This is a genomic window from Curtobacterium flaccumfaciens, assembly GCF_004361695.1.
Classification (GTDB): domain Bacteria; phylum Actinomycetota; class Actinomycetes; order Actinomycetales; family Microbacteriaceae; genus Curtobacterium; species Curtobacterium flaccumfaciens_B.
On sequence record NZ_SNVW01000009.1, the window covers coordinates 52,181 to 66,115 of the forward strand.

Annotated in this window: 13 protein-coding genes; 6 read left to right on the forward strand and 7 right to left on the reverse strand. The window is 72.4% G+C overall.

Annotated elements, in window-relative coordinates; translation table 11 throughout:
* Positions 1-61 precede the first annotated feature (61 nt).
* Both EDF64_RS12910 and EDF64_RS12915 read left to right on the forward strand, forming a co-directional pair.
* Positions 62-2,005, forward strand: coding sequence for a putative Ig domain-containing protein (locus EDF64_RS12910; protein ID WP_133520390.1), 1,944 nt, complete (start codon positions 62-64; stop codon positions 2,003-2,005).
* Positions 2,002-4,164 (forward strand): phosphocholine-specific phospholipase C, encoded by a 2,163-nt coding sequence (locus EDF64_RS12915; RefSeq protein WP_133520391.1) that lies wholly within the window; start codon positions 2,002-2,004, stop codon positions 4,162-4,164. Before EDF64_RS12910 ends, EDF64_RS12915 begins: the two co-directional genes overlap by 4 nt.
* Before the next feature lie 89 nt (positions 4,165-4,253).
* Here the strand turns inward: EDF64_RS12915 and EDF64_RS12920 are convergent, their stop codons facing one another.
* Together EDF64_RS12920 and EDF64_RS12925 are read right to left on the reverse strand one after the other, a co-directional pair.
* Positions 4,254-6,137 carry an ABC transporter ATP-binding protein gene (locus tag EDF64_RS12920; protein ID WP_133520392.1) on the reverse strand — a complete coding sequence of 628 codons (1,884 nt, stop codon included), beginning with the start codon at positions 6,135-6,137 and terminating at the stop codon, positions 4,254-4,256.
* An 81-nt stretch (positions 6,138-6,218) separates the two neighbouring features.
* A complete protein-coding gene (locus tag EDF64_RS12925) occupies positions 6,219-6,581 on the reverse strand; it encodes a hypothetical protein (protein WP_133520393.1) in 363 nt (120 codons plus the stop codon).
* Positions 6,582-6,640: 59 nt separating this feature from the next.
* On the opposite strand from EDF64_RS12925, the gene EDF64_RS12930 reads away from it, so the two are divergent.
* Positions 6,641-7,663 (forward strand): phosphotransferase family protein, encoded by a 1,023-nt coding sequence (locus EDF64_RS12930; RefSeq protein WP_166645731.1) that lies wholly within the window; start codon positions 6,641-6,643, stop codon positions 7,661-7,663.
* Here the strand turns inward: EDF64_RS12930 and EDF64_RS12935 are convergent.
* On the reverse strand, positions 7,617-8,492 hold the full coding sequence (locus tag EDF64_RS12935) for an SMP-30/gluconolactonase/LRE family protein (protein ID WP_166645732.1): 876 nt from the start codon (positions 8,490-8,492) through the stop codon (positions 7,617-7,619). The two genes, EDF64_RS12930 and EDF64_RS12935, sit on opposite strands and share 47 nt — an antisense overlap.
* A 231-nt stretch (positions 8,493-8,723) precedes the next feature.
* On the opposite strand from EDF64_RS12935, the gene EDF64_RS12940 reads away from it, so the two are divergent.
* Positions 8,724-9,926: an MFS transporter gene (locus tag EDF64_RS12940; RefSeq protein ID WP_243736383.1), complete on the forward strand. Its 1,203-nt coding sequence runs from the start codon at positions 8,724-8,726 to the stop codon at positions 9,924-9,926.
* Positions 9,927-9,946: 20 nt separating this feature from the next.
* On the opposite strand, the gene EDF64_RS12945 is transcribed toward EDF64_RS12940, so the two are convergent.
* Together EDF64_RS12945 and EDF64_RS12950 are read right to left on the reverse strand one after the other, a co-directional pair.
* The gene (locus EDF64_RS12945; protein WP_133520396.1) at positions 9,947-10,231 is read right to left on the reverse strand and encodes a hypothetical protein; all 285 of its coding nucleotides are present in this window, start codon (positions 10,229-10,231) and stop codon (positions 9,947-9,949) included.
* Positions 10,228-10,467, reverse strand: coding sequence for a hypothetical protein (locus tag EDF64_RS12950; RefSeq protein ID WP_133520397.1), 240 nt, complete (start codon positions 10,465-10,467; stop codon positions 10,228-10,230). The genes EDF64_RS12945 and EDF64_RS12950 overlap by 4 nt, the downstream gene beginning before the upstream one ends.
* 203 nt (positions 10,468-10,670) lie before the next feature.
* Between EDF64_RS12950 and EDF64_RS12955 the strand changes: the two genes are divergently transcribed.
* Positions 10,671-10,850 (forward strand): helix-hairpin-helix domain-containing protein, encoded by a 180-nt coding sequence (locus EDF64_RS12955; protein WP_133520398.1) that lies wholly within the window; start codon positions 10,671-10,673, stop codon positions 10,848-10,850.
* 41 nt (positions 10,851-10,891) lie between these two features.
* Here the strand turns inward: EDF64_RS12955 and EDF64_RS12960 are convergent, their stop codons facing one another.
* A complete protein-coding gene (locus tag EDF64_RS12960) occupies positions 10,892-11,653 on the reverse strand; it encodes an alpha/beta fold hydrolase (RefSeq protein WP_133520399.1) in 762 nt (253 codons plus the stop codon).
* 64 nt (positions 11,654-11,717) lie between these two features.
* On the opposite strand from EDF64_RS12960, the gene EDF64_RS12965 reads away from it, so the two are divergent.
* Positions 11,718-12,140 carry a MarR family winged helix-turn-helix transcriptional regulator gene (locus tag EDF64_RS12965; RefSeq protein ID WP_133520400.1) on the forward strand — a complete coding sequence of 141 codons (423 nt, stop codon included), beginning with the start codon at positions 11,718-11,720 and terminating at the stop codon, positions 12,138-12,140.
* A 47-nt stretch (positions 12,141-12,187) separates the two neighbouring features.
* Here the strand turns inward: EDF64_RS12965 and EDF64_RS12970 are convergent, their stop codons facing one another.
* On the reverse strand, positions 12,188-13,864 hold the full coding sequence (locus EDF64_RS12970) for a long-chain-fatty-acid--CoA ligase (protein WP_133520401.1): 1,677 nt from the start codon (positions 13,862-13,864) through the stop codon (positions 12,188-12,190).
* Positions 13,865-13,935: the final 71 nt, after the last annotated feature.

A 13,935-nucleotide genomic window follows, 5' to 3' on the forward strand; every position in this document is an offset into this window, starting at 1 on the left:
GTTCACCGCGTCGCAACGGGCGGTCAAGGCGCGATTCAGCGGCCACCGCTGTCATGCACGGGTGCGTCTCTCACCTCATCTCGCGGTCGTCTCCGCGCTGATCGCTCTCGCCGGTGTCGTCCTCCCCGGAGGAGGCGCAGCCGTCGCCGCCGCCGGCCCGACGGACGGCGGGGCGCTCCACCTCGAATCATCGGGAGCACACGTCGGGGAGACCATCCGCTTCTCGTTCGCGACCGCCACCCCGGACGCGACGAACTGGATCGGCGTGTACACCGACCCCGCCACCGTGCCGACGAACGGCGTGTCGCACGGCGCATCGACCGCGTGGACCTACGTGCCCGCCACGACCACGGGCGTCGCCGACCTCGCGACGGCGGGACTGCCCGCCGGAGCGACGCTCACCGCGGTGCTGCTCTACCACGACGGGTACCAACGACTCGCGCCGCCGATCACCTTCACGCTCGCGCCCAAACCGCCGACCGTCGGCTCCGATGCCCCCACGACCGCGCACTTCGTCACGGACGACGTCGTCGAGCCGACGGCGACCGTCGGTGCTGCGGTCCACCGATCGGTGGCCGGCCTCTGGCGAGCCGTCGACGGGAGCGCGCCGACGAGCGCCGTCCGGTTCGCTGCGACCGCTGCGCCCGCGTGGGTGCACGTCGCACCCGACGGCCTGGTGACCGGGACCGCGCCGGGATCGGTCCCGCCGCACCGGGCGCTCGTGACGGTGACCGCGACGGACACCGACGGGGTCACCGGCACGATCGTCCTCGAGTTCCCGGTCACCGCATCTCGGACCGTCCCGACACTCAAGGTCGAGACGCTCGAGGCGTGGGACGGCGGTGCGCACGTCGACGATCCGATCGAGAAGCTCGCCCGGTCGGTGCTCCACGATCGCATCGACCTGCTCACGTTGCAGGACACCGGCGGGACGGAGGGTGCGGCCCTCGCCGCGGTGCTCGACTGGCACGTGCAGGAGAGCCCTGACGGCCTCGCCACGCTCACGCCGTACGCGATCGCCCCGCGTGCCGGCGTGCCAGCCGGAGTCCCCGCGATCGCGTCCACGGTCACCGTGGGAGGCCGCCCGGTGTCGGTCTGGAACGTCGCGCTCGCCGTGGACTCCGTCGACCCTGCCCAGGTGTGCACCACGGGCGCGACGGCGATGATCGCCGCGCAGCGCGGGACCGAGACGCACCGGCAGGCGGTGGCCCTCGCCGGTGCGCTCCGTCGACAGGTCGCATCCGGGGAGCGTGTGGTCCTCCTCGGTGCCCTGCGTTCACCGTCACACCTCGACTGGACGGCCGGTGCGGACACCTGCGGCGTGGGGCCGGTCGCCTGGCCAGTGACGACGGTCCTCGCCCGCGCAGGACTGTCCGACGCATTCCGCACCGCGAACCCCTCGGTCGCGCGCGACCCCGGGAGCACGGCGGACGTGTTCTCCGGGCACAGCGCCAGCCCGGAGCCGACGCGTGCCGACGTCACCGCCGTCCCGGCGACGATCGGGCGGACCGACGCCGTCCAGTTCGGTGGACCCGTCCGCGTCACCGAGGCGCACACCGCCGTCGACGGCTTCCCCGTGCCGAGCGCTCGCACGAACGCGTGGACGTCCGACCGTGCCGCGGTGGCCGCGACGCTGGTCCTCACCACGGACGACGACGCCGGGTCGGGCGGTCACGGGGCGGGCGGTCACGGCTCCGGGAACGGCGGAAGCGGTGCGTCCGGTGGTGGAACCGATCCGCACCACGGCGGCAGTGGTGCGGGCCAGGGGCGACCGGCGGCGGTCGGGTCACCCCTCGGGTCGGGTCCCGCCGGCCTGCTCGCGTTCACCGGCCCCGGCGCCGTCGTCGCGACGGCGGCACTCGCACTCGCCCTGCTCGCGCTCGGCGCGTTCATCACCTTCCGTCGTCGCCGAGTTCTCGTCCATCCCGCAGACGGCGGTCCGGCCCTCGTCCTCGATCCCATCCCCGATCTCCTCCCCGATCCCCACCAGGAAGGCACCTCGTGAGCTCCTCCAAGCCAGAGCACGCAGCACCCGACGTCCGGCTCGCCGCCGCGCCCCCGCTCACCCCGGACGCCACCTACTCCAGCCGAGTCCAGCGAGGCCTCAGCCGGCGGTCGCTGCTCCTCGGCGGTGCCGCGTCGATCATGGCCGGTGTCGCGGCGGGCTCCGCGTTCGGCCGTGGCGCGGACGCCGCATCGGCGGCGACCGCAGCAGCGCGTCGGACGGGATCGATCAAGGACGTCCAGCACGTCGTGGTCCTCATGCAGGAGAACCGGTCGTTCGACCACTACTACGGAACCATGCCCGGCGTTCGCGGCTTCTCCGACAAGCAGGCCCTCGAGCTCCCCGGTGGTCGCGACGTCTTCCACCAGCCGGCTGCCGCGCGCACCGACGGCGGTGTCATGCTCCCGTTCCGGCTGGACACCACGAAGTACAACGCCCAGAACGCGGGTGGCCTCGACCACTCGTGGGGCGGCGGACACACCGCCTGGAACAACGGCGCGTGGAACCAGTGGGTGGACGCCAAGAGCCCACAGACCATGGGGTACTTCACCGAAGAGGACATCCCGTACCAGCACGCGTTGGCGCGTGCCTTCACGATCCTCGACGACTACCACTGCTCCCTCAACGGACCGACGACACCGAACCGGTTGTACCAGTGGACCGGCACGATCAACCCACAGGGCGGGTCCGGCGGGCCGGCGACCGACAACCCGGCTGACTACGACCCGGTCTACCGCTGGAGCACGTACGGTGAACGGCTGCACGACGCCGGCGTGACGTGGAAGACGTACGCCAACGACGAGGTCGGGGACAGCGGCGCCGACCCGTACGTCGGCGACTACGGCGACAACCCGCTCTGGTTGTTCCAGCAGTACCACGACGCGCTCGCCTCGACGGATCCGTCACGGAAGCAGCTGGCCGACGCCGCCGGCCTGCACGACGGTTGGAAGCCGAACTCCGGGAAGGGCCTCGACGTCTCGTACCTGCTCAGTCAGTTCGGCGAGGACTGCGCGACGAACTCCCTGCCCACCGTGTCCTACGTCGTCGCTCCGTACGGTTGGTGCGAGCACCCGGCCGCCAGCCCCGACTACGGCGCGCACTACACGAACGCCGTCGTGCAGGCGCTGTTCAGCAACCCGGAGACCTGGGCCTCCACCGTGCTGCTGATCAACTACGACGAGAACGATGGCTACTTCGACCACGTCGTACCGCCGTTCCCCGAGACCGGGACGCCCGACGAGTTCGTGGACGGGCTCCCGATCGGCATGGGCGCCCGGGTTCCGATGACCATCGTGTCGCCGTGGAGCCGCGGGGGCTGGATCAACTCGCAGGTCGCCGACCACACCTCGGTCATCCGCTTCCTCGAGCAGGTCACCGGCGTGATCGAGCCCAACATCTCAGCGTGGCGACGCACCGTGGCCGGCGACCTCACGAGCTGTTTCGACTTCGCCCACCCCGACACCAGCATCCCGGGCACGGACGTCGTCCCCGGTCTCGCGCAGACGCAGGAGCTCGTCGCCGCAGCGGACGCCGACCACGCGAAGCCCGCGATCGAGCAGCCGGCGATCGGTGCGCAGCAGATGCCGGCGCAGCACACCGGTACCGCGAAGCACCGGACGCTCCCGTACCGGCAGCGCGCCGACGCCACGGTCGACCGACGTACCGGCGCCGTCACCCTGACCCTCGGGAACGACGGCACGCAGGGCGTCAACCACCTGGTCTACCCGAACATCGCACTGCCGTTCCGTGCCGACCCGCACACGCTCCCCGCCGGAGCGACGACGACCTGGACCTGGGACACCGCAGCGACCGACGGCCGGTACGACGTCAGCGTCTACGGGCCCGACCGGTTCCTCCGTCGCTTCGCGGGGACGGTCGTGCCGGGCACCCGGACGGACGTCGCGCTCCCGCGTGCCACGGTCACCACGGCGGGCCGGGCGAAGCGGACGTTGCGCGTCGTGCTCGGGAACGACGGCGGAGCAGAGGTCCGCTACGAGCTCCGCGCGAACGACTTCGTGACGCACCAGGCGACCGCGTACGTGTCCGGGCACGCGGAGCAGTCCGTCGAGTGGCCTGTCGACGAGTGGGGCTACTACGACGTCGTCGTCACCGCGAACACGGGGGACGGCTTCCGGTACCGGTTCGCTGGACGAGTCTGACGAGGTCGGGACGGCGGGGTGGGCGGTGAGCGTCAGCGACGCGCACCGCCCACACCGTCGCGGGCTGTGGACTCGCCGTCACGCAGCGGTCACTCGTCCGCCGCGACGTTCTTCTGCACCGCGAACTGGGTCCGGTGCAGCTCCTCGTAGCGTCCGCCCACGGCCAGCAGTTCCTCGTGGGTGCCTCGCTCCACGATCGAGCCGTCCTCGACCACGAGGATCAGGTCCGCGCTGCGGATCGTGGAGAGGCGGTGCGCGATCACCATCGCCGTCCGCCCCTCGAGTGCCTCACTGAGGGCAGCCTGCACGGCGGCCTCGGACGTCGAGTCCAGTGCCGCCGTGGCCTCGTCGAGGATGACGACGCGCGGCTGGGCGAGCAGGAGCCTCGCGATGGTCATCCGCTGGCGCTCACCACCGGACAGCCGGTAGCCGCGCTCACCGACCATGGTGTCGAGCTGGTCCGGCAGTGACCGGATGAGCGGCTCGAGCCGCGCGCGGCGCACGGCGTCCCACACGTCGTCCTCCGTCGCCCCGGGCCGCGCGAGGCGCAGGTTGGACCGGATGGTCTCGTGGAACAGGTGACCGTCCTGCGTCACCATGCCCATGGTGTGCCGCATGGAGGCGAAGGTGACGTCGCGGACGTCCGCCCCGGCGAGGCGGACAGCACCACTGTCGACGTCGTACAGGCGGGACAGGAGCTGCGCGATGGTGGACTTGCCGGCACCGGACGTCCCGACGAGCGCGACGGTCTGCCCCGGTTCGATCCGGAAGGACACGCCGTGGAGCACCTCCTCGCCGCCGCGGGTGTCGAGTGTGGAGACCTCTTCGAGGGAAGCGAGGGAGACCTTGTCCGCGGACGGGTAGGCGAAGCGGACGTCGTCGAACTCGACGGAGACGGGGCCGTCGGGGACGGTGACGGCGTCGGGCTTCTCCTGGATGAGCGGCTTCAGGTCCAGCACCTCGAACACGCGCTCGAAGCTCACCACGGCGCTCATGATCTCGACCCGGGCGTTCGCGAGGCTGGTCAGCGGCGCGTACAGACGGGTGAGCAGGAGGGCCAGCGTGACCACGTCGCCGGTGTTCAGTCGGCCACCGAGTGCGAGGGAACCGCCGACCCCGTAGACGAGCGCGAGCGCCAGCGCGGAGACCAGGGTGAGCGCGGTGACGAAGACGAACTGCAGGAGCGCGCTGCGGACCCCGATGTCCCGCACGCGGGCGGCGCGGACGCGGAACTCCTCGGCTTCCTCGTCGGGGCGGCCGAACAGCTTGACGAGGGTGGCGCCGGGCGCCGAGAACCGCTCGGTCATCTGCGTGCTCATCGCGGAGTTGTGGTCGGCGGCCTCTCGGCGCAGCGCAGCGAGGCGACTGCCCATCCGGCGTGCGGGGATGAGGAAGACCGGGAGCATGACCACCGCGAGCACCGTGACGAGCCACGAGGTGCTGAGCATGACGGCCAGGGTGAGGATCAGCGCCACGACGTTCGTGACCACGCCGGACAGCGTGCCGCTGAAGGCCTGCTGCGCACCGATCACGTCGTTGTTGAGGCGGCTCACGAGGGCGCCCGTCCGCGTGCGGGTGAAGAACGCGATCGGCATCTTCTGCACGTGGTTGAAGACGGCGGTGCGGAGGTCCAGGATCACACCCTCGCCGATCCGCGCCGAGTACCAGCGGGTCACCAACGACGTGGCGGCGTCGGCGACCGCGACGAGGGCGATGACGACGGCGAGCCAGACGATCGTGCCGACCGCGCCCCGAGCAGCGATGACGTCGACCACCTGGCCGGCGAGCACCGGCGTCGCGACGGCCAGGAACGCCCCCACGACGGAGAGGACGATGAAGACCACCAGCTTGGACCGGTACGGCACGGCGAACGTCATGATCCGCCGCACGGACTCGCGGGAGATGCCGTGCTTGCCGTCCCGGGCGGTGGAGATCTTGTAGAGCGAGCTCCAGGCAACGCCTTCCATGCTCATGGCAGTTCCTTCCGTCGGGCGCCGGGCCCGACCGAGCCGTCGGGTGACGTGCCCGACGGAGCGCAGGGAGTCAGGATACGACTAGGGCTTCTCGTCGACGAGCGCGATGAACCGGCTGCCCACACCCTCGACCTCGCGCCGCGTGAGCCCGGCCGTCGGGTCCGGCGCCTGCCACGGCTCGTGGTAGTCGCACATCAGGTAGTCCCAGTCGGGCCACCACTTCTTCGGTCGAGCCGTCTCGGCGAAGGCGCACACCACGCACTCGAGGCGCACCCAGACCTTCTTCTTCCCGGTGCGGTTCGCCCGGGACTGCACGAGCCATGCCGGCGGGTCCTGCTCGATGGCGTCGAGCTCGGCTTCGCTGAGGCGCGAGGGGATCCCGTGGTGGGTCGCCATCTCGAGGGGGATGTCGAGCCGGACGGCGGCTTCACGTCGGGAGAGCATCCGACCAGGGTATCCGGACCGGGGGAGCAACACCGGCGCGGGTCCGACATGATGGGAGCGTGGCGGACGAGGTGGTCGACCAGGCGTGGCTCCGGACGGTGCTCGCGTCGGTGGGTGGATCGACGGACCGCACGGAGCGTCTCACGGGCGGCGCGGTGAACCACACCTACCGGGTGGACCGAGCGGACGCCGAACCGGTCGTCCTCCGCTTCGCCGTCGACCCGCTCCGCACCGACGAGTTCCCGGTCGAGGCATGGGCGGCCGAACAGGCGAGCCGCATCGGGATCCCCACCGCGAGACCCATCGCGCACGGCGTCGAGGGCGGGGTGCCGTACGCGCTGTCGGAGTACGTCGCACCGGACCCCCGGGCCGTCCACCGACCCTGGCGCTGGCTCGGCACCTACGCCCGCTCCGTCGCCGCGATCCCGCTCCGCGACGCACCGCCGATGCTGTACTCCCGGTTCGGCACGGACCTCGCACACGCGTGGTCCGCCCACCTCGCCTACAACCTCGACGCGCTCGGCCCGCACGACCCGATCCGCCGCGACGGCGCGTACGCGTCACCCGAGGGCGTGCACGACCTGCTCGAACCGCTGCTGACGGGGGAGTTCGCGTTCGGACTCGCACACGGCGACCTCGCTCCGCGCAACCTCGTCTCCCGCGGCCCCGACCGCCCACCCGTCCTCATCGACTGGGGCGCTGCCGAGACCGGCCCGACGCCCTGGACGGACGCACGCCGCGTCTTCGAGTGGACGTTCGTCGACGGATCGGTCGCACGAGCGGACCACGACGACTTCACGGCAGCGGCCGGGCTGACCTCGGCGGCGGACCTCCGGACCCTCGCGTCGATGACGGCGCTGCACCTGCTCGACGTCACACGATGGGCACGCGAACACCGGCCGGACCAGTACGACGAGTACGTCGGACGCTGCCGCACCGGACTCGACCGGATCGCCCGCACCCCGGTCGAGCGCCAGCGTCGCCGGCACCCCGGACGAGCGCCAGCGTCGCCGGCACCCCGCACGAGCGCGAGCGTCACCCGCGGCCCGACGGACCGGGCACGGCGACGCGGACCGCGCTGATCCGCCCGGCCCGCGTCCGCGCCGTGGTGCCCGGGTCGTAGCTGTCCGCCGTCGCCAGGTACAGGGTCCGCCCGTCGTCGCCGCCGAGCGCGCAGTCGATCGCGCACCGACCCGGAGCGTCGATGCGGTCCGTCACCTCGCCGCCCTCGACGACGCGGAGGAACTCGCCGGTGTCCACCGAGCACACCCAGATCGCACCCTCGGCGTCCACCGTGCTGCCGTCCGGGGTCACGCCCTCCGGCAGGGCCGCCCACACCCGGCGCCCCGTGAGCGACCCGTCCGCCTCGATGTCGAACGCGGTCAGCCGTCCACCCCACGTCTCGCTCACCACGAGGGTCCGTGTGCCGGGCAGCACGTTCGCACTGTTCGGGAACACCAGCCCCTCGGCCGCGAGCCTTACGGTGCCGTCCGGCTCGATCACGTACAGCGGACCGGGCCGGAGCTCCTCGCCGCCGTACAGGTCGTACCCGAACGCCCCGATGTACGTCCGACCGGTCGCCTCGTCGACGACCAGGTCGTTGAGGAGCGACGACTCGATCCCGGACAGGTCCGCGAACTCCTCCGTCGAGCCGTCCGGCCGCACCGCCACGACCGTGCGCGACTCCATCGCGCTCACCACCAGGCGACCGTCCGCCAGCCACCCGAGCCCGGACGACTGCCCCGCGACCGTCGCCTCCAGCCGCGGACCGACACCGGCGGCGGGATCGATCGAGAACACCTCACCGGTGTGCATGTCCGAGTACCAGAGCCGCCCGCCGTGCCAGCGGTTCCCCTCGGGGAACCGGATACCGGAGACGACGTCGGACGCAGAGTCGAGAGTGGTGTGCACACCTTCACCCTGCCACCGCGCCGGTGGGCACGAGACGAGCCGTCCGTCACGTCCCGCACACCGGTGACCGCCTGGAGGCGCGACCTGCGTTCCGGACGCGAGTCGCGCCTCCAGGCGGTCACCACCCACCACCGTGAGCGGGGTTCCGACAGAACCCGTCTGCACAGCACCTGGCGCACCGGCGACGCCGTCGCATTCCATGGAGGTCCGACACCAGCGAAGGACCGGCGTTTGACCACCTCCACCCCCGCGACCACCACCTCGTCACCCGTCCCCGCCGCGCGCGGACGGATGCCGTGGCTCCCGCTCACCGCGCTCGCCGCCATCGGGTTCGTCCTGCTGTCGGCGGAGACCATGCCCGCCGGACTCCTGCCGGTGATCGCACGCGACCTCGGCACCGGTGAGGCCGTCATCGGGCAGTTCATCAGCGTCTGGGCACTCGGTACCGTGGTCGTCACCGTCCCCGCCATCACGTACACCCAGGGGTTCCGCCGGAAGCCCCTGCTGCTCGCGGCGCTTGCCGGGTTGGTGATGGCGAACGGTGTGACGGCGGTGTCGTCCGACGTCGTCCTGTCGCTCGTGTCCCGCTTCGTCGGCGGGGCGTTCACCGGCGTGCTCTGGGGGATGCTGGCGGCGTACGGACGGCGGATCAGTCCGCCGGACCGCGGCGGGCTGGCACTCGCTGTGGTCGCCACCGGCGCTCCCGTGGGGTTCGCGCTCGGCACGCCGCTCGGCGCGTGGGTCGGCGGGGTCCTCGACTGGCGGTGGTCCTTCGCCGGGCTGTCGGTGCTCGGCGTCGTCCTCATCGTCGTCATCGCGGCGATCGTCCCCGGGCTGAGCGGGCACGCGCGCACAGCCCGGCTGCCGCTGCGCCGCGTGTTCCTGCTGCGGGGCATCCCGATCGTGCTCCTGGTGATCGTGGTCTGGATGCTCGGTCACAACACGATCTACACGTACATCGCGCCGTTCCTCCGCGACGGCGGGAGCGGGCTCACCCCCGACCTCGTGCTCCTGGTCTACGGGGTGGCGTCGATCGGTGGCGTCGTCGTCACCGCCCTCGTGATCGACCGCCACCCGCGGTTGCTCCTGCAGGCGAGCATCGTGGCGTTCGTCGTCGCCGCCGTGGTGCTCGTCGTGGAGCACGCATCGCCGGTCGCGGTCCTGCTCGCGGCGGGGCTGTGGGGGCTCTCGTTCGGTGGCGCGTCGCCGCAGCTGCAGAGCGCGCTGTCGATCGCCGGGGGTGCCCAGGCGGACCTCGCGAACGCGTTCCTGCCGGTCGCGTTCAACCTGGCGATCTTCGCCGCCGGGCTGGTCGGGGCGGTGCTCCTCGGGGTCTCCGGCGGCCTGGTGCTCGGCGTGTTCATGGCGGTGCTCGGGGTCGTCGCCCTCGGGCTCACCGTGGTCGGGCGAGCGACCTTCTCGGCGCGGGGCTGACGCGGACCGGCGCCGTGTGGTCAGGTGCGGGTGGCCCGGCCGACCGCGTACCCGACGGCGATCGCCACCGTGGTGAGCATGACCGCGGCTGCTGCGCAGGGGAGCACCCGGAAGTCCACCCCGCCGCCCTCGGGCGCGAAGACGACCACCTGGATGCCGAGCACGACCGCGGCCACCGCCCCGACGACCGCGAACGTCGCGACCACCGCGAGTTGCGCGGCGTACGCGTTCCACGTGCGGCGGACCGGCGGGGTCGGTGCGGGACGGCCGTCACCGTACGGCGAAGGGTCGGGCACTGCGCTCACCGCGACTCGGCGCGGAACGCGCGGACGGCGTTCCAGATCGCGACGGCGCCCACGACCGCGCCGACGAGGACGATCCCCCAGAGGAGCGGGACGCCGACGGCCGGACCCGAGGTGCACACGCTCTCGCCCTCGCCGGCAGCTGCATCCGCGCAACTGCTCACGCGGAGGAGCGCGGAGAACACCACGACGATCAGGGTGACGACGGCGACCGTCGACCATGCGATTCCCCGGTGCATCCCTGCGTCCCCCGTTCGACGGTGCCTGCACGACCGAGCCTGGCGCACGACGCCCCCGCACGCCAGTCACGATCGTGCAACGTCCGCGGTCGCCCCTGGGACCGACCCACGGACGGACTGGAGGCGCGGTGCGGGCTGGCACCGCGCCTCCAGGCCGTCATCGGGTGGACTCTCCAGCCGACGCGACCCCGTAGGTTGGCCCCGTGAGCAACGACCTCCCTGCCATCGGGGCGCCGGCGAAGCGGGCGCTCGACGAGGCGGGCGTGCGCACGTTGGACGACCTGCGACGAGTGGGCCCGGATGCACTGGCCGGGCTGCACGGGGTCGGGCCGAAGGCGCTGCGGCTCCTGCGGGAGGCGCTCGAGGCGCCCGCCGGGGACTGAGCCGTCGCGGCGCGCGTCAGCGGTGGACGCGCGTCGGTGGATCAGTGTGCGGCCAGGAACGGGTCGATCACCGCCCAGGTCGCCTCGGGCGCTTCGAGGTGGGGCAGGTGGCCCGCGGCGGCGACCTCGGCGAACTGCGCTCCCGGCACGGCGGCGGCGACGGCTCGCCCGTAGTCGGGCGTGACGATCCGGTCGCTGGCGCCCCAGACCACGAGCGTCGGCACCTGCACGGCGCCGAGGCGGGCGAGGAGCGTCGGGTCGCTCATGCCCCCGGCCACCGCGGCCATCGTGCGGCCGTTCGCCTGCTGCACCGCGCGCTGCTCGTCGGTGAAGCCGGCGGGGTCCTGGTAGCCGCGCTCCGGGTCGTGCCAGGCGGCCTCGGCGAGACCACGCGCGTCGAGGGAGAAGAAGTCGGCGATCGGCTGCCCCTCGACGACGACGCCGACCCCGTCGATCACGACCACGGCACCGAGCCGACCGGCGAAGCGGTCGTCGGCGGCGGACTGGACGGCCATCTCGAGGGCGATCCAGCCGCCGATGGACGACCCGACGACGAGGACGTCCCGCTCGTCGTGGTCGACGAGCGCCTCGAGGTAGGTGCGGGCCAGGTCGGCGACCGAGGCGATGGACTCGGGTCGCTCGGTGCCGTCCCAGCCGGGGTGCGTCGGGGCGGTGGCCAACCGTGTCGCGGCGAGGTGGCCGACGATCGGGGCGACGGTGCGGGGACCTCCGCCGCCGTGCAGGACCAGCGCGGGGCGGGTGCCGGGCGTACCGGCTTGGAGGACGGGGATGGTGGTGGTCATGGTGGCCCCTTCTCGAAGGTTCTGTATCAACATGCTTATATACGGTTGTTGATACGGTAACACCATGTCGACGGATCTCGAAGCACTCGGGCAGGCGGTCAAGCGGGCGCAGTACCGGAACCACCGCACGATGGACGCCGCCCTGAAGGACGTCGGCGTGAGCCTCGTGCAGTGGGATGCCCTCCGCGCGATCGACCGCACGCCGGGTGCCTCCGGGCACGACCTCGCCACGGCCACCTTCCAGAGCGACCAGTCGTTCGGCACCCTGGCCGCGCGCCTCGTCGAGCGCGGACTGGTCGAGCGGACCGCCGGGCGGGGGCGACGGATCGAGCACGCGCTGACCGACGCCGGCCGGACCGCACTCGCCGATGGCCATGCCGTGGCGGGCCGGGTCCTGCAGGAGCTCTTCGCGCCGCTGGACGAGGGGGAGCGGGCGCGGCTGGGAGAGTTGCTCGGGGCGCTCACCGCGGGGGTGGCGGGGGACTGAGGCGGGCGAGCACGGCCCACTGGTCCGTCCGCGCTCGACCCGCCGCGTCAGGACGCCGTGGGCACCGCCGCGCTGAACCGCTCGACGAGGTCCCGCTTCAGCACCTTCCCGCTCGGCCCCAACGGCAGCGCGTCGACCACGTGCACGACGCGCGGGTACTTGTACGCCGCGATCTCGTCCGACACGAAGGTCACCAGCTCCTCCGGGGTCACCGTGGCGTCGGCGCGCAGCACGACCGCGGCCTCGATCTCCTGGCCGTGCAGCTCGTGCGGGACGCCGAACACCGCGGCCATGGCGACGTCGGGGTGCGTGGCGAGGACCTCCTCGACCTGCCGCGGGTACACGTTGTAGCCGTTGCGGATGATCATGTCCTTCGTGCGGTCGACGATCGTCAGGTACCCGTCGTCGTCCTTCGTGCCGAGGTCACCGGTGCGGAACCAGCCGTCGACGATCGCCGCCGCGGTGTCCTCCGGTCGGTCGAGGTAGCCGTTCATCAGGTTGTGCCCACGGATGACGAGCTCACCGATCTCGCCGTGGGGCAGCAGCGCGATCGAGTCGGGCACCGCGGGGTCGGCGATCTCGACGTCGACACCCCAGATCGGCGTGCCGATCGTGCCCGGTCGCGGCGGTGTCCCGACGTGGTTGAAGGTGGCGACGGGCGAGGTCTCGGTCAGGCCGTAGCCCTCGTGGATCGGGGCGTCGAAGACGGTCTGGAACCGTTCGAGCACGGCGAGGGGCAGCGAGGCGCCACCGGAGATCGCGTAGCGGAGCGACGGGCGGGCGTCCGTGCGGGTCGCGGCGTCGAGGAGCGCCATGTACATCGTCGGGACGCCCATGAAGATGCCGCACTCGTGCTCGACCATCGCGGCCAGCGCGGCGTCGCCGTCGAACTTCGGCAGCATGACGATCGTGGCGCCGGCACGGAACCCGGTGTTCATCGTGCAGGTCTGCCCGAAGGTGTGGAACAGGGGGAGCGCGCCGAGCAGGACGTCGCCGCGTCGCATGTCGAACGTGGACATGAGGTTCGTGTTCGCCTGTTCGAGCAGGGCGAAGTGCGACCCCTCGGCGCCCTTGGGCTTGCCGGTGGTGCCGCTCGTGTACAGGATCGTCGCGGTGTCGAACGGGTCGCGCGGGACGTAGGTGTCGAGGGGCTCGGCCGTCGCGGCGAGTGCCTCCAGCCGAGCGGGCGCGGCGGCGGCGGGCGCGGCGGTGCCGGGCGCGACTGCGTCGCCGGACGCAGCGGTGGCCGTGACGGCCGCGCCGTCGTCTGCCGCCGGCGCGAGCACGGTCACCGTCTCGACGCCGGCCAGGGCGGCGCCCGCGGCACCCTCGGCGAGCAGCGGTGCGGCGCACACCAGCAGGGCTGCCCCGCTGTCGCGCAGCACGTACTCGATCTCGCGCCGCTTGAGGAGCGCGTGCACCGGCACGGCGACACCGCCGAGCGCGAGGACGGCGTAGTACACCCGGGCGAAGTCGGCCACGTTCGGCACGAGCATCGCGACGCGGGACCCCTCGGTGATGCCCTGCTCGCGGAGCGCCCCGGCGTAGGCGAGGGTCTGCGCCCACAGCTCGGCGTAGGTGGTCCGCTGCTCGCCGACGATGACGGCGACGTCGTCCGGGTACCGCGCGGCGGACTCGGCGAGGATCGCGGCGACGGAGGCGGTGGCCCGGGTCGTGCGTGCGGTGCCGGCGTCGTCGCTGGCGGTGGGGGTGGTGCGGGTCATGCCGGTCTCCGTCTTCGCTGACGATTCGAGGTCTCCTCGATCGTACGTCTCGGCGTCGGCTCGCGATGCGA

Coding starts and splice junctions, on each gene's coding strand:
- EDF64_RS12960 (WP_133520399.1), bottom strand. CDS start 11,653: ATGACCACCACCATCCCCGTCCTCCAAGCCGGTACGCCCGGCACCCGC.
- EDF64_RS12970 (WP_133520401.1), bottom strand. CDS start 13,864: ATGACCCGCACCACCCCCACCGCCAGCGACGACGCCGGCACCGCACGC.
- EDF64_RS12965 (WP_133520400.1), top strand. CDS start 11,718: ATGTCGACGGATCTCGAAGCACTCGGGCAGGCGGTCAAGCGGGCGCAG.
- EDF64_RS12925 (WP_133520393.1), bottom strand. CDS start 6,581: ATGCTCTCCCGACGTGAAGCCGCCGTCCGGCTCGACATCCCCCTCGAG.
- EDF64_RS12920 (WP_133520392.1), bottom strand. CDS start 6,137: ATGAGCATGGAAGGCGTTGCCTGGAGCTCGCTCTACAAGATCTCCACC.
- EDF64_RS12950 (WP_133520397.1), bottom strand. CDS start 10,467: ATGCACCGGGGAATCGCATGGTCGACGGTCGCCGTCGTCACCCTGATC.